At 41.5% G+C, this 23,194-nt stretch carries 21 protein-coding genes; 5 read left to right on the top strand and 16 right to left on the bottom strand.

All coding sequences use genetic code 11. The annotated features are described in order from the left end of the window. From cysC to CEF13_RS12625, 8 genes are all read right to left on the bottom strand, one after another. Positions 1–573, bottom strand: a complete 573-nt coding sequence (cysC, locus tag CEF13_RS12665) for an adenylyl-sulfate kinase (protein ID WP_243864446.1) — start codon at positions 571–573, stop codon at positions 1–3. Between the two features lie 725 nt (positions 574–1,298). Next, a complete protein-coding gene (locus CEF13_RS12655; protein ID WP_243864445.1) occupies positions 1,299–2,474 on the bottom strand; it encodes an oxalate decarboxylase family bicupin in 1,176 nt (391 codons plus the stop codon). A 143-nt stretch (positions 2,475–2,617) separates the two neighbouring features. Then, complete coding sequence (locus CEF13_RS12650; protein ID WP_102711016.1) at positions 2,618–2,803, bottom strand: hypothetical protein; 186 nt, start codon at positions 2,801–2,803, stop codon at positions 2,618–2,620. 5 nt (positions 2,804–2,808) lie between these two features. Beyond that, positions 2,809–4,092, bottom strand: coding sequence for a Ger(x)C family spore germination protein (locus CEF13_RS12645; RefSeq protein ID WP_102711015.1), 1,284 nt, complete (start codon positions 4,090–4,092; stop codon positions 2,809–2,811). Next, positions 4,089–5,177: a GerAB/ArcD/ProY family transporter gene (locus CEF13_RS12640; protein WP_243864480.1), complete on the bottom strand. Its 1,089-nt coding sequence runs from the start codon at positions 5,175–5,177 to the stop codon at positions 4,089–4,091. Before CEF13_RS12640 ends, CEF13_RS12645 begins: the two co-directional genes overlap by 4 nt. A gap of 5 nt (positions 5,178–5,182) precedes the next feature. Next, a complete protein-coding gene (locus CEF13_RS12635) occupies positions 5,183–6,862 on the bottom strand; it encodes a spore germination protein (RefSeq protein ID WP_166742772.1) in 1,680 nt (559 codons plus the stop codon). A gap of 206 nt (positions 6,863–7,068) precedes the next feature. Next, positions 7,069–7,797, bottom strand: coding sequence for an ABC transporter ATP-binding protein (locus tag CEF13_RS12630; RefSeq protein WP_102711012.1), 729 nt, complete (start codon positions 7,795–7,797; stop codon positions 7,069–7,071). After that, a complete protein-coding gene (locus tag CEF13_RS12625; RefSeq protein ID WP_102711011.1) occupies positions 7,797–8,894 on the bottom strand; it encodes an ABC transporter permease in 1,098 nt (365 codons plus the stop codon). The genes CEF13_RS12630 and CEF13_RS12625 overlap by 1 nt, the downstream gene beginning before the upstream one ends. A 314-nt stretch (positions 8,895–9,208) precedes the next feature. Here CEF13_RS12625 and CEF13_RS12620 point away from each other — a divergent pair, with 314 nt between their 5' ends. Beyond that, entirely contained in the window at positions 9,209–9,655 is a 447-nt protein-coding gene (locus CEF13_RS12620) for a YfiT family bacillithiol transferase (RefSeq protein WP_341806286.1), read from the top strand. A 46-nt stretch (positions 9,656–9,701) separates the two neighbouring features. Here the strand turns inward: CEF13_RS12620 and CEF13_RS12615 are convergent, their stop codons facing one another. Both CEF13_RS12615 and CEF13_RS29470 read right to left on the bottom strand, forming a co-directional pair. Beyond that, the gene (locus CEF13_RS12615) at positions 9,702–10,106 is read right to left on the bottom strand and encodes a VOC family protein (RefSeq protein ID WP_102711010.1); all 405 of its coding nucleotides are present in this window, start codon (positions 10,104–10,106) and stop codon (positions 9,702–9,704) included. A gap of 136 nt (positions 10,107–10,242) precedes the next feature. Beyond that, the gene (locus CEF13_RS29470) at positions 10,243–11,418 is read right to left on the bottom strand and encodes a peptidoglycan-binding domain-containing protein (protein ID WP_102711009.1); all 1,176 of its coding nucleotides are present in this window, start codon (positions 11,416–11,418) and stop codon (positions 10,243–10,245) included. 185 nt (positions 11,419–11,603) lie between these two features. On the opposite strand from CEF13_RS29470, the gene CEF13_RS12605 reads away from it, so the two are divergent. Continuing rightward, entirely contained in the window at positions 11,604–12,059 is a 456-nt protein-coding gene (locus CEF13_RS12605; RefSeq protein WP_102711008.1) for a VOC family protein, read from the top strand. A 184-nt stretch (positions 12,060–12,243) separates the two neighbouring features. Here CEF13_RS12605 and CEF13_RS12600 read toward each other — a convergent pair whose 3' ends face one another. Then, complete coding sequence (locus CEF13_RS12600; RefSeq protein ID WP_166742771.1) at positions 12,244–13,110, bottom strand: aminoglycoside phosphotransferase family protein; 867 nt, start codon at positions 13,108–13,110, stop codon at positions 12,244–12,246. Between the two features lie 138 nt (positions 13,111–13,248). Between CEF13_RS12600 and CEF13_RS12595 the strand changes: the two genes are divergently transcribed. Then, the gene (locus tag CEF13_RS12595; RefSeq protein ID WP_102711006.1) at positions 13,249–13,866 is read left to right on the top strand and encodes a hypothetical protein; all 618 of its coding nucleotides are present in this window, start codon (positions 13,249–13,251) and stop codon (positions 13,864–13,866) included. 190 nt (positions 13,867–14,056) lie between these two features. Here the strand turns inward: CEF13_RS12595 and CEF13_RS12590 are convergent, their stop codons facing one another. After that, positions 14,057–14,803, bottom strand: coding sequence for an HAD-IIB family hydrolase (locus tag CEF13_RS12590; protein WP_102711005.1), 747 nt, complete (start codon positions 14,801–14,803; stop codon positions 14,057–14,059). An 81-nt stretch (positions 14,804–14,884) separates the two neighbouring features. Between CEF13_RS12590 and CEF13_RS12585 the strand changes: the two genes are divergently transcribed. Next, positions 14,885–15,574: a Crp/Fnr family transcriptional regulator gene (locus CEF13_RS12585; RefSeq protein ID WP_102711004.1), complete on the top strand. Its 690-nt coding sequence runs from the start codon at positions 14,885–14,887 to the stop codon at positions 15,572–15,574. Between the two features lie 38 nt (positions 15,575–15,612). Here the strand turns inward: CEF13_RS12585 and CEF13_RS12580 are convergent, their stop codons facing one another. Together CEF13_RS12580 and CEF13_RS12575 are read right to left on the bottom strand one after the other, a co-directional pair. Next, positions 15,613–16,038, bottom strand: a complete 426-nt coding sequence (locus CEF13_RS12580; RefSeq protein WP_102711003.1) for a DUF6157 family protein — start codon at positions 16,036–16,038, stop codon at positions 15,613–15,615. A gap of 11 nt (positions 16,039–16,049) precedes the next feature. Next, positions 16,050–16,409, bottom strand: a complete 360-nt coding sequence (locus CEF13_RS12575; RefSeq protein ID WP_102711002.1) for an MmcQ/YjbR family DNA-binding protein — start codon at positions 16,407–16,409, stop codon at positions 16,050–16,052. 105 nt (positions 16,410–16,514) lie between these two features. On the opposite strand from CEF13_RS12575, the gene msrA reads away from it, so the two are divergent. Continuing rightward, positions 16,515–17,033: a peptide-methionine (S)-S-oxide reductase MsrA gene (gene msrA / locus CEF13_RS12570; protein WP_102711001.1), complete on the top strand. Its 519-nt coding sequence runs from the start codon at positions 16,515–16,517 to the stop codon at positions 17,031–17,033. 676 nt (positions 17,034–17,709) lie between these two features. Here msrA and CEF13_RS12565 read toward each other — a convergent pair. Together CEF13_RS12565 and CEF13_RS12560 are read right to left on the bottom strand one after the other, a co-directional pair. Then, positions 17,710–21,675: a PA14 domain-containing protein gene (locus CEF13_RS12565; RefSeq protein ID WP_102711000.1), complete on the bottom strand. Its 3,966-nt coding sequence runs from the start codon at positions 21,673–21,675 to the stop codon at positions 17,710–17,712. 273 nt (positions 21,676–21,948) lie between these two features. Continuing rightward, on the bottom strand, positions 21,949–23,103 hold the full coding sequence (locus CEF13_RS12560; protein ID WP_102710999.1) for an acyltransferase: 1,155 nt from the start codon (positions 23,101–23,103) through the stop codon (positions 21,949–21,951). Positions 23,104–23,194: the final 91 nt, after the last annotated feature.

The raw sequence follows: 23,194 nt of genomic DNA, 5'->3' as shown, positions 1-23,194 counted from the left end.
TTACTGCATTTTGATCTTGTTAATACGAGATTCGATGAACGTAACAAGTGCTCTTACCGAATCCTCTATCGGGTACTGATCCGTATCAATGATCATATCAGACAGCATAGGCAGCTCGTAAGGGGAATCGATCCCTGTAAAATCTTTAATTTCTCCCGCTCTAGCTTTGCTATACAGCCCTTTCGGATCTCGTTGTTCGCACGTTTCCAGTGAGCATTTCACATAAATCTCAGCATAATCATTGGGTTGAAACTGCTGCCTTATGTAGTTTCTGAACGATTCATAAGGAGAAATCATCGGCACAAGAACGACAAACCCTTTTTCCAAGAACATGACTGCAACCTCCATAGCGCGGCGCATGTTCTCCATTCGATCCTCCTCTGCAAAGCCGAGGTCTTGATTCAGCCCTTGCCGCAAGCGATCTCCGTCGATCACAACGCATCTGATTTCTCGCTTCGCTAGTTCACGTTCTGCTTCGCAAGCTAACGTTGTTTTGCCAGAGCCGGATAAACCCGTTAACCATATGATGCTTCCTTTATGGTTATTCCTCTTTTCCCACTCGATTCTGTGCATTCCGAAATTCTCCATTCCTTGTTGATAAATAAAATGAAATCATACGTAAACAGCCGTAGAAAGGGATGTCCATCTACGACTTCCGGCAGACTCATCATTTCAATTTCCTGCATATTATATATATGTTTTAGTATAAAAGGTACGATGCTTAGGGAAAAGATACGATTTAACTATAACCATTTAAGACCGCGATTCCTGACTATTATGAAGGTAATTTTCCAACAAGGCATAGATGAATCCAAAAAATCCAAATAGTAGAATAGAGCTTCTCATGTTGAGGACATATTCCAAGACAAAATAATCGTCATATAACTCATGGAATAGCAATATCCCACCTATTACACCTAAACAGGAAAAAATGAATACCTTTCCAACTAAAGATTTCACAAAGAAACGAATGACCCAAGATAAAGGGAATAGGAAAATCGGATATAAGATTAACGATACTAGGAATACCATAAAAATGAAACTAAGCCCTAAATTTCGAAGACCATAATATTCAGTTGTCGTGATCTTGAACCCTTCCAGCATTTCTAAGCTGACTGCTGCTATTGTGAAGCAAATGATACAAAAAAACCATAGAATGATATGTTTAACAATTCGCAAACAAGTACCCCCTATTTGATTTCATTATCTAATAGACGGTTTTAGCATTTACAAGGTTTCAAAATTTATTTTTATCATCGCTTATTAAAAAGAGCTGCCAACTGGCAGCCCTAACTGAATTACTCCTTATTTTTAACGACTGGCTGTTTTTCCTTCCTTAGTGCGTCAAGCAATTCGGAATCCACGTGTAAATTATCTCGAACCAGTGCGTGAGGAGTAAGCGCCATCCATTGATTTAACGATATATCAACAAATCGGTCACTCTTGAACATCTCCAAAAACCATAATGATTCGTTTCCGGTATTTTGAATATAGTGGCCAAAAGCAAAGGGGACATAACCAACATCGCCCGCTCTATAATCAAATGTTCTTGCTACACCGTTTCCCGCAAATACGGTCATGCGTCCTTGTCCGGAGAGGTAATATTGCCATTCATCATTATTAGGATGCCAATGCAGCTCCCTCATTGCGCCTGGTTCTATCTCAACCAGTGCAGCCGCAATCGTCTTCGAAATAGGAAAGTTGGAAGAATCCACTATTCGAACGCTTCCTCCAGACGTTTTAATAGACGCTTGCGCCATCAATTGATGCTTGAAGCTTAGCGGAATAGTCCCATAAGGAGATTGTACTTTCTGACTCTCTATCGATCCGGGAATGCTATCCTGAAATATATATACTTGTTCAGACGGAATACGATCAAATGCACTTTCGGGTACTCCGAAATTAGCAGACAGTACATTTTTGGGAGTATGTGCAAACCAGTCGGAGATCGATAATGTATTCAAATCCGAGAAATGACCATCATCAAAAACAAGCAGAAATTCACATCCTTCATCCAGCCCCTGAATCGAATGCGGTATTCCTGGAGGGAAATACCAGAGATCACCTGGTCCAACATCGGCAATGAAATTTCGTCCATCTTGATCAACCGAAGTTATTCGCGCTCTCCCTAATAGCATAAATGACCATTCTGCTTGCTGATGCCAGTGAAGCTCTCGCACACCACCCGGAGTTAAGCGCATATTTACTCCTGCAAGAGTAGTCGCGATCGGCAGTTCCCTTATGGTGATTTCACGGGACCATCCCCCATAGTTTAACTGCATATGAGTATCCGAGAAAGAAAATTTCAAGTTAGGAATCAAGCCTGAATCCGTAATGGGGGGAACCAGCATGTCAGGGTTCTCCCTATCCCGCATAATGTCCCTAGGGCCATTGTCTGTCGCTCCGGCACCATCAAACCTTATAGGCTGAGGCACATTTCCTTTTGAAGCTTGGTTGCGAGATTGATTTTCCAAAAAACTCACTCCTCTCATCTAGATTGATTATAAGGAGAATTCGGTATTTTCATTCAATTAATTTATGTCATTGTTTCTGTTCTTATGACTGGATGTGAATTGTTACTTATACTGTTAATTACGTTTTTAATATATGAAGCAGGCTATTTTTCCCTTATGACCCTAAGTAATATCGGAATGACCAGAGTGAAACCAGCTAAAATAACCACTCCGACCGCTCCCCTATAATTACTCTGTTTCCAAAGCTGCGGGGCAAGACTGCCTACATATACACTTCCCCATAACGAGAAGAATGCTAATGCGGTATACATAAGAATTTGTTTGTTCATACTCCCTACTCTCCCTCTAGCGCAGGTCCTACCTGCCCTCCAGTCTGATGCAAAATAAAGGTTATATTGACTTCATACTTCATATCTTTTAACCGGCTTCTCCAATTGAAAGCATCCCACTCTTTGAGAGTAGAAAAGGTGGATACCACTCGATTGTTTATATTAAAGCAATCAACTCCCCATTTATGAACTGTCTTATCCAGCACTTTAATGGCCTGATCATGCAGCTGTAACTGCACAGCTTCTTCCAGCTTTTTTTTATTTTTTGGTTTAGTGTAATCCACTTTTGATTGTACGCTAATCAATTTCCCTTCCATTGCTATATCGAAGATTGCATTCACCTGATCACCTGATCGCACTATTTTTAAATGAGCATGTTTATCAGGCTTCATTGTCACGCTCAAATTAAGCTGTTTGTCAGATGGGTCTCGGAAATCCCAAATGGATTGACTTAATTCTCCGCGAAGCATATTAAGAATCCGCGTTTCCGATCCATTCAAGAAGCCTGCAAGAACACTGCTTTTATACACGGCGGTTCCGAAAAATTCCACTGGAACCTCACCCGTTCGTTTTATTTTTCCAGCGTATTGATCGCTCATGATAGGCTGTTTAACTTTTTGATTAGATTCATTCTCATCTGAGAATATTTCGGTATTTCCATTTTTGATATCTGGTCTTGGCGCGGACAGGATCGTAATAGCTCCGGTCCCTTTGCTTTCGATGTCCATAATGAATTCATGAAACCGCGCATGCATCGGGATGATCCCCCCTTGATTAATGGGATCTACCTCTAACTCGAACCAGAAACTAATATCTTGCTCCGTAGTAGGTTGAATATTTTGAAGGTAATCCATCGCCTTTCCCTTTGTCGTAATCATGCTTACTGTACGCCGAAATTCTCGATTCCTGACAGCCTCGCTTAACAAAGGCATCACGCCACTTCTTGCCAGATCCTCCCCTATGATTAGAGCCTTTGAGTGAATAAGGGTTAATCTACGAGCGATAAAACTTTGACTGATGGAGAGTGCAGAAACAAGATTAGAGCCTTCAACCGTATGGACGACGACAACCTTATTTGGTTTCCCTCCTGAACTTTGTCCTGAACTACTCATCTTAGGGACTGCAAGAGCGAAACTGAATAAGAAATCATTTTGCGGTCCTTTGTCTACGCCAATTGCAATGACGAAGGCCATATTTTCTGGATCCAGTCGATCCCAACACCCTGTTAAGAGGACAAGACTAATTATCGAAACGAAAATAGCATGAAAAAACCGTGCTGAGCTTCTCACACCTGCCTCCTCTTATTACGGATAATGCCTACTATCCAAGTTAACATCGGAAGGCCTATCGATATGATGGAACCATAGGTTCGAAGGATATTTTTGTCCCAGGCGTATGCAGTCATTTCACTGTCTGGCAGCATGGCAAAACTAAATATGATTATCGTTATTGGAAAAACGAGCGACTGATGCCTAGGCAAACGAATAATTTGAGATAAAGATGAAACCGTGCAGTATAAGCTAACTGCTAATTTAATTACGGTACAAATTAACCAGACGATGAGAAACAAGCTCTCCATTCTCTGCAGCCAGCGTCCAAATATGATTAGTTTACTGATTTGCAATAAAGGTACATTAATTCGCGCCGCAGTAGGGTAAGGGAAGATATACAGATAAAGAATTGTCGTACTTAACAATACGATGGATGATACCGTGATGGACCACCATGCAACTTTACCCCACTCTTTTTGATTTCGCATTTTTGGTAGAAGAAAACCGAGTACAAGCAGCTCTGAGAATAGAGAACTCTTAATGACACCCATCCAAAGCACATGGGATCGGCCAGTTCCCCACAAAGGCGAAAGTGCATTCGGCTCCATATGAGTAATTAATCCGCCAATAAGCAAAATATAGACACTTCCAACAATTAAAATAATCGTAACTGAGCTAATCCGACCCACAGCTTCAATACCTAAATGAGTGATAAAGGCAATGGGGATGAGTAAAGACAACAAAATAACGGTAAGAGGTGTTCTAGGCAGAATTTCAGAAGATATAATTTCCGAAAATTCCCGAAGTACAATGAAGGTAATCATAAAGAAAAAAATGCAATACAGCAGATTAACCACATTTCCGAGAAGTGGACCCAATATGTTTTCAGTCGCCGTAACTAAAGTACATTGTTCAGGACCATTCTTCAAAACACCTCTAACAGCCCACCAGGTTAACGGACAGAATAGTATGGCTATAAGTATAATAATCCACGCAGCAGTACCGCCCACCTCGGACAATGATCTTTGAAATGGCAGAAAAATTTTTGTGATTACAAAAATTATTACTATTGCTGAAGCCTCTCTTATTCCGATGTGATGCATTCTCACTACTCCGCATCCCCTTGCTCCCTGGATTTATGTGATTCATGCTGTTTTCCTGTATATTGTTTCTTCACCTCTTTGGGGCGGATGGAAAAGGGTCTGAAAATTTGCTTGTTAATTGCTCTTCTAATAATCGAATCACGGTCTGCTCGATGAGGTGTAATTGGAGCAAGCACGGGAACCCCAAATGAATTCTTGGTAGACCGGTCAGTCCATAGCATTAAAGAGAGCAAGACAATACCAACTAAACCAAGAAATGAAGCTGCAATCAAGTTAACAAAACGAAGCAATCGTGTTGCAAATTGCATGTTGTAGTTTGGAATTGTATAAGATGCAAGAGCTGTCGTAGCAGTGATGATAACGACAATGGGACTAACAATATTGGCTTGAACAGCTGCTTGTCCCAATATTAACGCCCCCACAATGCCGATGGTCGGACCCATTACGCTTGGTATACGAACTCCTGCTTCTCGAATAATTTCGAACATTGCTTCTAGCATAAATATTTCTGCTGCTAATGGGATAGGTACGACCTCACGCGTCCCTGCAATGGCTAGCATCAGTGTTGTTGGAATCATTTCCTGATGGTAGTTAGCAACAGCGACATAAACGCTTGGCAAATATAAAGCTATAACGAAGCCAACCACGCGAATGAAACGAATAAAGCTGCTGTAGGGCCAACGAAGATAGGTATCTTCTACGGTCTGCAGAAAGAGTGGGAAATGTGCGGGTACGATGAGCGCGAATGGAGAGTTATTAACCATAATGCTCACATAGCCATCTGCGATATGCGAAGCAGTCCAGTCAGGCCTCTCTGTACTTAGAATATTAGGATAGAAGGAATTAGAATGCTCTTCAATTAATTGTTCAATCGTGCCGCTATCGCCGATGTAATCATACTTGATTGTTGCTATACGTTTCCTCACTTCAGCCACAAGCTCATCGTTTGCAATCGATTTGATATAAACAATCGCAATTTCAGTGCGCGATAGTGTCCCCACATATCCTTCCTCAACGATGAGGTCCGGTGTCCGCAGCCTCCTTCTGATCATAGACAAATTCGTCTGAAGCTCCTCCGTAAAGCCTTCGTTGGATCCTCGCACCACAACCTCAGTTCGAGGGCTTTCAATTGCCTTTTTCTCCCAGCCTTGAACCTGAACAATAATTGCTTCTTTCATGTTCTCTAATAAAATGGCTGCAGAACCTGTCAAAATGCTATGCGTAATTTGCCCAAGCTGGGAATCGGAAGATACTTTTCCTTCTTTAAAAACCTCTGCCTTCATCTTATCTATATTCATATCATCATCATTCTTCAATTCCATATTCATTAATGGCACCATTACAGATCGATCCAAGTGCTCCCAATCCACTTGTCCATCCATGAAAAGAACTACTCCATTTAAAGAAGCGTTTCCGACTTCAACCTCTCGAACAACTAGGCCACTATTGCGAGGATAGGTGAAATGAGTTTTAAACCACTTTATATTCGTAATCAGACTTGTAGACAATGTACCATAATCTTGAATAAAATCTTTAATTTGCGGCATACTGCTTTCGTTCACCTTAGAATTGGCTTCAGGTGTGATAGGTTCAGCCTTCCCATCCCATTTCCCTAGTGAAAACTCGTTTTGGTGAGCAAACAAATCCGCAACGATATATTTCTTAAGCATTTTCTTGATATCCATTCGCTCCAGCACCCTTCCAATAGGCTTCGCAAAAACTCCCTTAGTTTTCCAATTAAAGATGAGCGTAGTATGTACGATAACATCGTTTATTATTCTAAATTTGTTGTATCGCGAGGAAACTATCATGTTATCTAAATAAAAGAAAAGCCGATCCTGTTTTCACAGAATCGGCTTCCTATTTAAGAAGGACTAAATTCAGTTTTTCTTTATCCTAAGACAGAGGCTTCAGGCTTTTTGTCCTTATTAACGATGTCAGCTTTTTTCTCGTAAAGCATACCGTCTTTTATGGTTACGATACGATCACATAAATCCAAAACACGCTCATCATGTGTAACCATTACAGCAGCCTTTCCTCTTTGCTTCACTTCTGACGCCATCAGTTCAACCACTGCTCTGCCTCGTTTAGAATCCAAGCTGGCAGTAGGCTCATCTGCAAGGATAACGCCTGGATCATTCATGAACGCCCTGGCTATTGCCACCCTTTGACGTTCCCCGCCAGACAACTTCTCCGGATAGTAATTCATGCGATGCAGCAATCCTACCTGGTCAAGCAGTTCCTTCGCTTTCTGTTCCGCCTCTTTGCCAACTTTGCCCGCTAGCTTCGACACGAGCAGCAACTGATCCAGCACTTTCAAATAAGGCACAAGATTGGACGCCTGAAATATGAATCCTAGGTTCTTGACTCTTACATCACTCATTTCACGTGATGTAAGATGGGTGACATCCTTCTGATTAATGAGAATGCGGCCGCTCGTGGGTGAAAGCAACGCTCCTGCAATGGAGAGAAACGTACTTTTCCCTGAACCTGAGGGTCCAACAACTGCCACAAACTCCCCTTCTTTAACCGTTAGCGAAACCTTTTGCAGAGCTGTAACAGCTGTTTCGCCATCTCCATAGATTTTATTCACATTTTCAAGTACGAGTTTTTCTTTCATTACTCAACCCTCCCAATGGCTTCAATCGCATCTACTTTTGCAATCCGATTCAAAGATAACAGTGCGCCAATAATTGAGACTAGAATAAGCAGGCCGGAATACTGAGACAGTATATCTGTACCTAATTCAAATGGCATACTCTCCGGCAGGATCGCACTCACGCCAAACGTTAGCCCAATGCTTATGGCAACGGCGACAATCGCTAGAAGCAGCACTTGTCCGACTAAATTTGTCGCCAGGTAAGACGTCTTGGCTCCGATTGCCTTCAGCACGCCGAACTGGCTGATCTTCTGCAACGTAATGACATAGAAGAATACCGCTTGGATAAAGGCTGCAATAACAATCAGGAACGCGATCATCATCGTCAAAGAGCCCTGTTCTTCTTTAAAGCCCGGAATTCCTTGCACAGCTTCTTGTTTGGTAATGACTTCTGCATCGGTCAAGTTTTTTTGCAGGGTGTCTTTATTCACACTGTCTGATTTAATAACAATCGAATTATAAGAAGCGACCTTTTTGCCCATAGATGCTTGCATCAGGTCTGAAAAATATTGAATATCCATGAACACTACCGGTGTATGGCTGAACTTCTGATTTTTTGTAAAGCCAACGACCTTCCATTCGATGCCTAAATCTTTATCTCCGATTGTATCGCCCAATTTAATTCCTTTTTCTTTGAGGGATGAGTCGACGACGATTTCATCGTTTGCAGCCATATTCTGGCCTTCTGTGATGCTGGGCATTAGCGTGCCTTCCGGTTCAATAGCAAATACAGCTATATCTATCTTTTTGTTCGAGCCAGTCTGGTATACGGATAACATGGTTTGAGAAAGCGGTTCAGCTTGTATATCTCCATTTAATTGCCGAACTTCATCCAGCTTCTCTACCGGGAGCGCAGACCGAGTCAGCTTATGTTCCGAATCGGATTGCAGTACAAAGTAATCTGCATCCATATTTTTCAGAATCGAAGCATTATCTGACGAGAGCCCATTGGCTAACCCAGACACAATAAAGGTTAACCACGCGACAAGCACCATAATTAATCCGATTAAACCATATCTGCCTTTCGAATATTTCAATTCGCGCAATGCTAGAAACATGTTCAACTCACTCCATTCATCCTGTTGATACGTTTAGTTTACGTTTGGATTATGAACAACTCATGAATGGAGGATTACAATTTCAACTTTATCGATTAGTACTAACAAAATAAAAGAGCAGAGCGTCTAAGCGACGTCCTGCTCTATTAGATATGTAAGATAATCAAATTACATTCAAGGATTTAATATACTGCTTCTCGAATTCATGTGCAATACAACTATTATTTGAGGGTGAGTATATGGATCATTTCCGCTATCCTATTGGACAATTCGTACAAATACACAAACCAACTGCCGAATAACGCAACAAATGGATTAAGGATATTTCGGAGAGCGCGTCAATTCTACGGGAAACTGTGCAACACTTAAGTTCAGGGCAGCTGCTTACACCTTATCGTCCTGGTGGTTGGACTGTCCAACAAGTCGTCCACCATATGGCAGATAATGACATGAATGCATTTATCCGCTTTAAGAGAGCACTTACAGAGGATGTCCCAACAGCAAGCTCTTACCACGAAGATTTGTGGGCAGAGCTAATGGATTATCAAACGCCTATAGAAACATCGTTAGTTCTGATGCATTCTATTCATAGTCGATTTGTAGCCCTACTCCATTCTTTACACCCAACAGACTATCAAAGGATGTTTATAAGTCCCACTCACGGTTTAATGAGTCTTGATGCTGCAGCCCAAAGGTATGCGTGGCATGGTCGACATCATATCGCTCAAATCGCTTCTCTTAAAGAACGAATGGACTGGTAATAGTTAGCAACTAAATTTTATAGACTTATTTATTGGCTAATTCCTTCTATTCAAGACTTAATTGCCACGAAACACCGAACTTATCTTGAACCCATCCGAACTTTTTAGAGAAAGGATACGCTGCCAGTGGCATTAACACTGCACCGTCTTGAGACAGCATCTCATATGCTTTATCGATCTCACCCTCTGTTTCACATGTTACAAATAAGGACATTGCAGGAGTGAATGTAAATCCGTGTTTAACATGGCTATCCACACATTTAAATACTTGTCCATTTATAGAAAAGCTTGCTTGCATGACAGATCCTTCAGCTCCGGCCTCGTTAGCTCCGTAACGTCGTATGTTAATTATTTCTGAATGATCAAATAAAGAAGTATAATAATTCATTGCCTCTTCAGCCTTGCCTTCAAACATTAAAAATGTAGTAATTTTTTGTTTTGAATTACCCACTTTAATCAGCTCCTATATTTTATTTATAACTCCCATTATAACATGAAGATGAATTTTTCTCTTCAGATGCATATTTGCTATGAGAAAGAGGTCCTCCAGCGAGGACCTCTTATTTTTACCTTACTCATTATTTTGACTATTGTTGACTTTTACTACGATTTTCGTTTTCGGATTTGGCACCGCCTTTGCCTTGATTACCGATTTGACCATTTGGCCCTTGATTTTCTGAATTGTTGCCGCCTTGCCCTTGGTTGCTGGATGGTTCGCGTCCTTTATTCTGATTCTCGGACTGGCCGCCAATTTGGCCTCCAGGCCCCTGGTTTTCCGACCTCGTTCCACCTTGGCCTTGGTTGCCAATTTGTAAACGTCGTTTATTTTGATTCTCAGATTGACCACCTATTTGACCGCCAGGACCCTCATTTTCTTTCTTTATGCCGCCTTTGCCTTGATTATCGATTTGTCCGCGACGTTTATTTTGATTTTCAGTTTGACCACCTATTTGACCGCCAGGACCCTCATTTTCTTTTTTGATCCCGCCTTTGCCTTGATTACCGATTTGTCCGCGGCGTTTATTTTGATTCTCAGATTGACCACCAATTTTACCGCCAGGACCTAGATTTTCCGACTTAATGCCAGCTCCGCCGCCTGCACCGCCACCAGCTCCGCCGCCTACACCGCCACCAGCTCCGCCGCCTGCACCGCCACCAGCTCCGCCGCCAGCTCCTCCGCCTGCACCGCCACCAGCTCCTCCGCCTGCACCGCCGCCTGCACCGCCACCAGCTCCTCCGCCTACACCGCCACCAGCTCCTCCGCCTGCACCGCCGCCTGCACCGCCACCAGCTCCGCCGCCTGCTCCGCCACCTGCTCCGCCGCCTGCACCGCCACCTGCTCCGCCACCAGCTCCGCCGCCTTTACCTATGCCTTTCGCATTTCCTTTCCACTTTGCTTTGCTGCGAGCTTTCATTTCTGTTTTTAAAGTCGAATACGAATAATTTATAGACTTAAGCGTAGCCGCATCAACTGCTCCAGTCACGGGTAATGAATGCTTCTTCTGATAATATTTCACGCCGCGCACTGTCTGAGCATTATAGTAGCCATCGATTGGACCAGAGTAGCTGCCTAATGATTTCAACATGCCTTGAATGACATACACATCCGGTCCCTTCGCTCCTTTCCCAACTGCAAGGCCTGTTTGCGGCATTCCAATCATCAGAACTAAAGCAAGAATCGCTGTACCTATGTACTTAGCAAGAAGCCCGCTTTTCTTATTGTTTTTACCACGTGTATCCGCTATACCATTATTCTCTTGCATATGAAATTCACTACCCCTTTAACCCTATTTTGAATTACCGAATTACTATCCCACACTTATTTATATTCAATACTTTCTTATCAAGATTTTTCGATTTCTCATTAACGAATAGGCAGGAAATTACTGGGAGGTTAGAGAATACAATCGTGTTTGAACTAATTTATTGCGAAGGGAGAAATGAGAATATGCAAGTGAAAGAAGAAGTCAAATCACAGGAAAAACTGGAAGACATCACAGGTATTACTTGTATTTACGTTCCGGTGAATGACGTCTTTGAATCCATTAAATGGTATCAAAAAAATTTAAGATGTGAGCCTACAGACATCCATGCTGTTGAGCCTGGAATGAAAATAGCGATCTTAAGATTTCCCGACGCTAACGGAACGCCTCATGGTCCTACAGGTGCCGTCCCAGCAATTTTCCTTATCGAATCTAGTACTGAAGGTGGCCGATTAGGATTTACAAACCATGAAGGCCATCGTCAAGCAGTTGGTTGTTTTATTACTCCTCGAATTCAAGACCTTTTCAACCGTTTCAAGGAAAACGGAGTGAACATTGCAGGCGACATTCGAATAACATGTGGTCCAAACCTTCAGTTCTTTGATCCTGACGGAAACATGTGGGAAGTATGGCAGCCGTAAAAATACGAGATCTAATTGCAATCATTTGTTCATATGAAATATGCAGAAGCTCGGAATGAAACAGGGTCCAGCCACGTAGGCTAGACCCTGTTTCTAGTTATTTAATTTACGATGTCCAATATAAAAGAAAGCTGTATCTGAAAAACTTAAGAAGGTAATATCTTTCGCAACCTCTGGAACTGTTTTAGCACAAATCAGAAAAATCCAAATGAAGAGTCCATTCTAAACGTCTCACCCATTCGTTTTGAACTTCTTTGGTGGCATGATTTACCCTATAAAGAATATTCCAAACCTTATATATACTACTTGCTTTTAATTGTTGTGGGGTTATAGAAATGGGATTATTTAATAAATAACTTTTAATAAAGTGCGTATTCAAGAAATGTGCATGTTCGGGATAATGAAGTTTAGTGAACCAACAGACCCATGCTATATCATTAATAGGATTTCCCCATTCAGACCATTCCCAATCTATAACATTCATGTTGTAATCCGCATCACTTAAAATATTATGCAATCCAAAATCCCCATGCGTTAAAACCCAATTTTGCTTGTTAACATCAACAGTCGATAATATTTCTATTGATTGTTTAATTAGCTCATCGTCCACGAAATCCAACAATAAATCGGATTCTAATAAAGTAGCAATATTACTTTTCCGTATCCCTCTTGGGTTTTCAGCAAAGCTTGTTGAATGGATCTGTAATGCAAGTAATTGTCCAATGCACTTATACAAAATTTCCGCCTGTTCCCAGTCTCTAGCATCAAGAATGGACTGTCCGTTAACACCATCCTTATAATCCATTACCATAATTCGCATATCATTCATTACTACTACATCAAGAATTACAGGTGCAGGGCATAACCCTTCAATAAGCATCAAACTATTTATTTCATTTAATATATCATGATTAGATAAGTTGGCTACCTTCGCTACGAGTACAGGACTAGTTCCCTCCATTAGAAATGTAAAATTCGTATAGCCCCCAGCAAGACGAACTAAGCTGCAAGCATATCTAGCTTCTAACTCTTTCATTATTTGTTCAATCATAAAGCGAACCACACTCTTTCTATCTCTTTTATTTTCAGGTTCTAAATAACCACTGTACAACAAACCTATCATGCCATATGATGGGAATTATTAATGAACATTTATATTAGCATAAGCTAGCTTTGAGGAGGCTGCAAGTTGAAAAGACCATTTTATATGCAATTATGGTTATGGCTAATAATAGCCTGTTTTGGCCAAGGATTTATAATGAGTAGAGTAATTACTACAGAATCGGATAGTTTTCTTCCTGTGTTTGTTTTTATAGCAGTCTTCATTATTACAATATTTATTAATGTAAGCATTAATCGCAAACGAGAAGACAAAGCAAATGGGATTCTATTTCGTGTAAAAGGAAAACACATCCACGGACTCCCCCTTCAAACAGGCTTGTTAGTGGAGGTTACACTTGAAAGTGGCTTTGTTTTGTTTAATGCCCCCGGACTTAGTGCGAGAATTAATCTCAACCAAATAAGAGTTGCAGCAGCAATGTCGCAAAGTGATTTTGCTAAAAAGCAAAAAAGTGTAATCGGAAGAGCTGTCGTCGGCGGGCTGCTGGTTGGGCCTGTTGGTGCGGTTGTAGGCGGAATGAGCGGGATCGGAGACAAGGACATGAAAGGTGGATTTCTTGTCATCAATTATATCAACGAAGTAGGAGAACTTGCTGCAGTTGTAATAAATGTTTTTGTTATGGCCTCTGCCGCTCAGGTTGCCCAACAACTTAACCATACAGCCAACATTGGAACGGTTAACCTATAAGCTGATTAGTGTAGATCACTAGCAAGCAATTTTTATTCTACTGATTAGGCCACCCAACAATTGCTGGTTGGCCTTTTTTACTATTAACAACAGTCATTGAAATAACTAGGCATTCTGGGGAACATTACTTTCAATAGAATACGAAATTCATTATCTACTCCTCTGCCATCACCCCGTATTTTAGATGGATTCACAATTCCATTAACTCCATTATTTTATTAATGACATGCTCTTCTTCACTACTCACTTTCTCCGTAGCTAATTGTGTAAGCTCCGCATGCTCTCCAACACATACAGAGTGCTGAGCATGCTTGAACATAGACACATCATTAGCATCATTGCCAAATGCGATAAATTGCTGCGGCACTACACCTATCTTTTGCAGCCCCGCCCATTTATCTACACCTATCGGGCTAATATCAATTATTTCTTCTTGACCATGTTTATATGTAACGATAGACAGCTTCTGCAGTTCCTCCAGCATTTGCTGCGAATTACGACTTTGTAAAATTACCACTTTTACAATCTCATTTAACTCCTCTAAAGCTACGTTTTTCGCTCGCTGCTCAGGATCAACATTACGCCTAATCGGATGCTCGATGCTGCCTGTGAATGCATAATCCCACTTGCTGTCTATTAAATATTGCGCTTCATATTTCTTGATTAAATGAAGGATCGTCTCGGCTATCTCTTGATCGAAATGAATCGTAGAAATGATATCCCCGCCAACTGCAACAAATGCGCCATTCCCGCCTATCATCGAGTAGTGGTGCATATGAACCGGTAAAATCGGCAACAAATCACGGATAGGCCTCGCCGATGCAAAGATAATTTCATGTCCCTTTTTCTCAAAATCATCTAATGCTTGTACCATCGCTTTGCTTAAGGGATTGCCTTTAAAACAAATTGTCCCATCTAAATCAAAAACAAATTTCATCCTGTTTGCCCCCTCCTTTATCTTTATCGTAACAGTTTCCTTTATAATGAAAAGGACAGATGTCCGAAAAAGGAGAAAACGATGAAAACCATTCAAGAACAATCTATCATACAACGATATATGTCCCAATTTAATCTTAAGCAGCTATTTTCCGAGTCTTCATTTCTTCCTATACAACTTCGAGTTTATGAGCGCAATGAGGTCATATTAAAAGAGGGGGATGAAATAGATGGACTTTATTTCCAAGTTGAGGGTCGAGCTAAGGTATCATCCAGTATAAACACAGGCAAACAGTTGCTTTTACGCTTTTGTCATCCTTTAGCTGTCTTTGGGGATGTTGAGCTTTTGCAAAAAGTTGTCGTACAGTCCCAGGTTGAAGCTACTGAGCAAACGTCTTTCCTGTTTATTAACAAACAAACGGTTGAAGCGGAGCTAATGGAAAATCACAAATTTTTGAATGAGCTATTGAAACATCTTTCTTATAAGCTCCAAACCTGCACGACTGCATCACGAATTAATTTATTAGCCTCAGTAGAGGAACGTTTTGCAAGTTATATACTAACGACTCGATCTCAGAATGAGTTTGGAAAAGAAATTCAGACTCCGCATAGTCATGAGATTGCTTCCCTTATTGGCACTACGCCGCGCCATTTATATCGCGTCATTCATAAGCTTGCAGATATGAAAATAATCAACAAAGAAATGAAACAAATAATTGTTATGGATTGGGAGCGCTTGGATGAGCTATCTAATGGCTTACGATATGAATAGGGAATACTGATCCTGCATTCATCTACTTCGCGTTTTTGTTATGATCTGCTGCTTCGCATTCCTGCTAGCACCTTCAGACTACTCTGCACCCCGTCTGCAAATTGTTGATACTGTGCAGACTCCATTGGTATGAGCGCAAGCTTGCCTGCTTCGTTGAAATGAATGCCCCAACCATATTTTTTCGGCAGCATAGAAGCCCGAAGGCAAGCCTGCGGCTTTGAGAAAAAGGCAGCCCGAATATCCTCTCCCCGCTCTGCTATTTCCTCTGGTGATATTCCTTTATGCCGAATATGCACCTCGTACATCAGCTCTTCCTGTGTATAGCGGTAAGGCTGGCCTGCTGCCAGCTCATATTCTAAACTCGGCTTTGTTCTTCCGCTCTTCTTGTCTGGCGGCACCACTCCGAATTCCACCGGGCAATCCGCAGATACGGTAATGAATGTATTATAGTAATTCCAATTCATAGAAATCCCTCCTACATAAATAGCTTTAATAGACGTTTGGGAGCAGCACGCATATAAGCTTCTTTAAGCAGAACTCCCATCTCATCCCAGTCTTTAGGATTGTGAATAGACACCCAACCGCGATGACCAATATAGGCTGGCTTGAAGAATTGCTCCTGCTGCAAAAGAATTTCTTGATTTTCCAGATCTGATTTAAAGGTAATTCCATAATCGCTCATCATAATAAATGATTTGTCTTTTACTTTGAACGTCGTATGCCCGTGCCCATCAATCAATTCTATCACCTCGGGCAAATCCTTGACTTTCAAACGCACCTGCTCAAGCATTTGGATTCCCATAGCCGTTTTTATTCCACTCACATTATCAACCATACAAGCACTCCCTTTAGATTAGTAGTAGACTTCTAGAATAATGGTATTTATAATTAATGCTTACACAATTACTTAATTAATGAGTCAAGGAAATGGGGAAAGCATATGATACAAAAAGCAACGTTTGCCGGCGGCTGTTTCTGGTGCATGGTAAGTCCTTTTGAAGAACAGCCAGGCATACATGGCATACTGTCTGGTTATATGGGCGGAACGCTAGAGAACCCTACTTATGAACAGGTATTGACTGGAGAAACAGGGCATTTGGAAGTGGTTCAAATTACTTTTGATCCAGACATCTTCCCATATGAGAAGCTGCTTGAGCTATACTGGCCGCAGATTGATCCTACAGATGCTGAAGGACAAGGCAATGATCGCAAAAGTCAGTACCGTGCTGCCATATTATATCATAATGAAGAGCAACGCCAGCTTGCTATTAAATCCAAAGAAGAGCTAGAAAAGAGCGGCCGCTTTGACAAGCCAATTGTAACTGGGATTGAGGAAGCAGCCGTTTTTTATCCAGCAGAGGAATACCATCAGAATTATCACCGCAAAAATCCGAAATTTTATAAAGAATCACGAATATATTCAGGTCGCGATGAAATAATTGAAAAATACTGGAAGTAATATATTGGATTATAACTTCTGCTAAATGGTTCAGGGGCGGAAATCGATTCTCGATTGATACTCCGCCCTTATTATGATCAAAAAAAGGTTTCGGTAAAATAACGGTCTGTGTTTTATATTTAATTAATTGATGTTACTTCATTCAGTTTCCACATCTATCCTCATTTTTATAACCTCATCCCCCATTAAGCATCGCCTCAAAATTAAGACGATATAAACAAAAATTATGTTCCATAAATTACGAGCTCGTCGTCTGCCTCGATGTTCTGTATCATATTACCGATAATAACGATTTCCGTAAAACGTTGGATGATATTTTTTCGTGCAAGGCCGATTATGTCATCTTATATACGCGAATTACGGGCTCCGATGAACCCGACATCGTACCGACTATTCGTGAGCGTGATATAATACAGCATCTAGAAGCCTATACCGATTATAGAATCGAGAGAACTATTGAACAAAAACATAAGCATTTATCGTCTGCCAGCTTTATTATATTGCAAAGAAGCTAAACGATTGCGTGCGCTGCTATCATCCAATTGTCCAAACTAATCATGTAGATTCAGCTATAGACACTACCCTATCAGGCTGTGTTTTCTTTCATGATTATTCTCCAGCCCCAAAAAACCTTGAAAGGCTTAGAGCCAATCAAGGTTTTTAGAAGGTTGGTTACTTATGAATTCAAAATCTTCTGAGCCATTCTAACAAGATCTTCAATATCAATCTTATTATCGCCATTCAAGTCGGCAGCCCTTGCAACGTTCCAGTCCGGGCTGCTGCTGTCCTTGCCATAATGGCTGGCAACAATGGCTAAATCACCAACTGAGATTTTACCATCATGGTTCAGGTCCCCATCTGTGCCGCTGCCCTCAATCCTCACAAGAAGTGCAGCGGCAGCAGCTTCCGTTTCGTTGCCTTCCCCATCCGCCAACACCGCCTTATTCACTGAGATTTCACCTGAAGAGTTAGCAGATCCTTTCGCTTTAAATACGATATTAACTAGATGTAACGATTGCTCGATTGGATGCTCTTTATCCACATTCGCAAGCACTATGCGAATACTACCCTTGCCGTCATCAACATATTTTACAACTTCTATTCCAACCGCAGCAGCGCTTACTTCCTGAAGCTCGAACAAATCTACATTATAGTTCAACGTAATATCAGAAGCAATCACAGCATTGGCTGTATTAGACACACCTAGTTTTACAGTAAATGTCGAGCCTGCTTGGACAAGGCTAGCGCCTTCCAAAGTCATGCTGCTCTCGGTTGGCGTCACCTCATCTTCCATTTCTGTCACAATAATATTATCAAATGTTGCATTTGCCTTGTATGTGCGAAGTCCGATTGCACCTTCCGTAAATGTACGATCTACAGCGCTCACCACAAGAGTGTCATTGACATAAACATCAATGTTCGGACCATTTGCAACTACTTTCAACCGATATACGGTATCTACTGTAATAGAAGGGGCAGCTTTATTCCCTATTTCCGTCCAATTATTATCCATCCTGCCCAGCTGGACTCGCCCAGAGAGCGTAATGCCTGCATAATAGCCTTGCAGATTATCACTTCCAACTGTCGGATTATTCACTCTAAATATAACGCCAGCATTGGCTAAATCGAGACTAGCACTCATTGAAATATCCGTTTCGTAAATAAAATTTTGGAAATTGGTATCATTGGCAACTGCTTTGAAGCCTTCGCCGTTAAGCACAGTGTACGCACCGCTGGCAGCATTCCACTCACCACCATAAGTCGTCCAGCCTTCAGCTTTCAAATCGTCAAACTTCTCAATGAAAGGCAGAGGATTGTTGATTCGGGCACGGAATTGCTTCACGGCGGTATTCAATGCAGCTATTGCATCCTTAATTCCATCCGTGGTAGTCTGAGTGTTATCATAAATAGCTTGAGCATTTGCGATTGCAGCCGAGAAATCATTAATAACTTGCTGCTTATACTGTCCTGGTCCATCACCTACTGCTGCTTTGTCATGAATTTGCTTCGCAGCTTGAATGCTATTCATCAAATCGGATTTATTGCTATTCCCGATTAATTCCCTATGCGCTTCGGCAACGCGAGCGAAGTCAACCTTCTCCACTTTGCGGTCATAGCTTAACAACCCATTTATCTCATACTCCACATCCGAGATTTGTGTGTATACCGCTGCACTGAGTCCGGACTTATCTTTCAATCTTTTAACCGTGTTAATATAGCTGATATACTTGTCCGTTAACTCTTCCTTATTGTTCATTAATAATTCAGAGTAAACGATCAAAGGGCTGAATTCATGGCCAGGCACACGTAGGCCTAAGCCCCCATATTCACCAAGCGTTGCTGCCCGATATTCCGTAGGTGTAGGCGCATCCGGTGCAGGATACTTATGCCAATCCAAGAAATGACCCGCTTTAGATTCATTTTCTCCACCTCCCGCATCATACCACCCTGTGACCCCATTAATAAGACGAGTCGGATCTGCTTTTAGCGCATATGCGATAGCTTCCCTCGTATATTTCCCGCCGTTGTCGAATTGACCCCAACCTTCATTGAACACAATATATACGATTATAGACGGGAAATTCTGTAATTGTTTTATCATCTCATCGAATTCTTTGTAAAATTGCGGTTGGGCCGAAACCTCTCTGCTGGTTCCGCTCGGCATGTCCTGCCATACGAGAAGACCTAGTTTGTCAGCCCAATAATACCAGCGGGCTGGCTCGATCTTAATATGTTTGCGGATCATGTTCATATCCATTCGCTTCTCAGCTTCAATATCATATTTCAGCGCATCATCCGTTGGCGCTGTATAAAGCCCATCCGGCCAGTAGCCCTGATCCAATGTTCCCATCTGAAATACGAATTTCCCATTCAGCAGAGGACGCTGGATTCCATCCACTTTTCCTAGTTTGACTTCCCTCATACCGAAGTAACTGTCAATTTGGTCGACGATCGTTCCGCCATCTTTCAATAATACTTTCAAATCGTAGAGGAACGGATCATCCGGTGTCCACCATCTTGCATCCGGTACCGGAAGCAGCAATTGTTCATTGGCGCCACCGCTAATGCGACCGACTTCAACGCCATCTTTTAGAGCCACCGCTTCTACTGTCTTGCCTGCTCCATTCACAGTATCCACTGATAGCTTCAATTGTCCGTTCCAAATATCCGGCACCATATCCATCCGTTCAATACTTGCGTTCGCGACAGGCTCTAGCCATACAGTCTGCCATATTCCAGAGACCGAAGTATACCAAATGCCGCCTGGCTGAACGACCGTTTGTTTCCCTTTGATTTGATCCCCTTTGGTATCGGTATAATCGAGTACATGAACGATCAATTCATTCTCACCAGGCTTCAACTGATCCGTTACATCAAAGCTGAATGAAGTGAATCCGCCCTTATGACTGCCAATCTTCGTTCCGTTCACATACACATTCGCTTCATAATCAACTGCCCCAAAATTCAATTTCACACGTTGTCCGTCCCAATTTTGCGGAACTGTGAAATTGCGCTTGTACCACATTAACTGTTCTTGGCGCGAAATGCCTGAGAGCTTGGATTCTACTGCAAATGGTACAATGATGTTCTCGCTAAGCTTCTGCCCTGTTGGAAGTACATCTCCCTCTTTCGCGGGCTGGAACTCCCATTTCCCATTTAGATTCAGCCACTGATCACGAACCATCTGTGGTCTTGGGTATTCCGGCAGAGGATTGTTCACATCAACATGGCTTGCCCAAGGAGTTTCTATTTGATAGGTAGAATCATTTCTTATTGCTAGATAGAAATCCTTTACTGCCTGACTACTTTCAGCATATACAAGTGCCCCGCCGCCAGAATAACGTACATTTGCCATTGGAGCATCTTGTGAATACATCGGATAATCGAATTCAATTTGGATCGTTTTAGGATCGTCTTGCTTTAAAGCTGCTGATTTGAGCGGCCAATCCTTCCCTAACACATTAACAGAGAGCTGCTCCCTTGCGTTGCTGCCAAGCTCCGCTAAAGCCTCCGAGAAGCTAAATTCTGCATGCAGCCCGTCAGAAAAAACCGAACCCGATATCGGTCCATTATTTTCAAAGCCAACAGGCAATGTAAAGGCTAAAGCAGGTACGATTTGCTTAGACACACTTTGGCTTCCCCAACGCAAGAATAAGTTAGATCCGCCATCATTCTCGAAATATTCAATTTTTATATCATATTTCTGACCTGCTGCCATTGGAATCGGACTGCTCGTTTGTTCCTTATCCCAATCATCGACCCAATGGTCAATAACAAGCTTATTATCTATCCATAGTCTGAAACCATTATCCCCAATCATCCAGAACGTGTAGTTTTCAGAAAATGGCGCAGTGATCTGTCCTGTCCATCTCACATTTACATGATCGTTCTGGCCGACCAGAGTCATGAATGTTCCTTCCAATGAACTAAAATTAATATCCGGATCAATCACCGTCGACATCAAATCTTCAAACCTATATTCGCTTGGTCCGGAGTTTTTATAATATTCGCCTTTTAATCCATAATTCGTTCCATTGGATATGGAATCTGCTGCTTGACTAATGGATAGGTTATACGGAAGAATGATGGAGATAAGCATTGAAAAGATAAGTAGATGCACAAGCCTTTGGGCTATTCTCATTTCATATTCTCCTTTTCTTTATTTCTGAATATGTACTCGATTTGCGTTCTTCAACGAATGACTAAATCTCCCTTCTTTTTCGACATGAAAGCGCTATTAAACAAAGCATACATGTCCCCCTACCCGATGTATTTATAAATAACAGGTATTTTTTGTTGTTTTCCGAAAAAAGATTGTTTCCAATAGGAGTTCTGCAAAATCTATATTCATAGGAGAAACGTCAAAAAGCCCTCATCTTGTGAAACAAGATAAGGGCCATATATTACTGTTGCATCACTTTAATTGCTTTTCTTTACGCCTATGAGAGATCGGTCCGAATAATACCCAATGGCCTTTCACTTTCCCTGCCAAAGTGACAATGCCCCATGAACCGAGCAGTGCAAGCAAGAATCCACCTACCATCCAAGCAGCATAGATAGAAGACCCTGCTTCAACCCCCATCATTCGATAATATTTCAGAAACAAGGGGTGAAGCAAATAGATGCCAAAGGATGCAATGCCCAGATGTATAAGCATTCTTTTCAAAAATTCATAATGGGATGCCTTAATCCAGAGCGATAATTGCATCAGCAGCAAACAAGAAGCAGTAATATATATTTCTTTTATGCACTCTATGAGCCAAAGATTAGTATCCAACATATTCCCTTGGGCTTCTTGTATGAATAAATTCACGCTTATGGTACCAGAAACCAGCCATATAATAAACATTGATCCATTTATCAAAATGCCTGCATAGCCTTGAAGCTTCTGCTCCCGATATTTAAGCAGGCTAGTATAGTTAATTCCTATGTAGGCCCCGATGCAGAAGTACAAGCTATACGCTGGGAAACCGCTCATAACATACTTAATACCCATTTCCTTCGCATTGAGCACATACAGCCACTGAATAACAAGTCCGACGGCAAACATCCATTTCACCGCAGAAGCCCACTTCCTCAAGACATACCACATGAGCGGGAATAATAAATAGAACTGTATAATAATAAAAATAAAGTACAAATGTGTATATGTTTTTCCTATAATCAATTTATTTACGAATTCCCAAGTTAGAAAATAAGAAAGAAATTGTCCGATATCGTAAAACCCATGCCTGTAATAAATCACAATCGCATAATAAATTAACGAAAAAATCAAGAATGGAAGCATCAGTTTAGTTAATCGTTTCATGTAAAAAACTTTAATCGTATTGATGTCTATTGGTTTATCATAGTAATTGTAAAAGAGCGTTAACCCGCTGATCATAATAAAAATGGGTACAGCGAATTTGGATAAGATGTTGAGTGCTGCAAAAAACAAAAAAAGGTTGGACTGTTCGTAGCTAACTACTGCAGCAGATGTCGCATGAATCATAATGACGGCGATGATGCCGAATGCACGCAGCATCTCAAGCTCGTTTAAGTAGGTCTTTCTCTTAGCTGTTTGCGACATTCATGTACCTCATTTATATGATAATGTAGATTATTTACGACTTTAGCACTTTTTGATGATGATCTCAAGTTCAACAACTAATCATAATGAA

Origin of the sequence: Paenibacillus castaneae (genome assembly GCF_002884445.1) — a bacterium.
Classification (GTDB): domain Bacteria; phylum Bacillota; class Bacilli; order Paenibacillales; family Paenibacillaceae; genus Pristimantibacillus; species Pristimantibacillus castaneae.
This window is presented reverse-complemented; position numbering and strand designations above follow the sequence as displayed.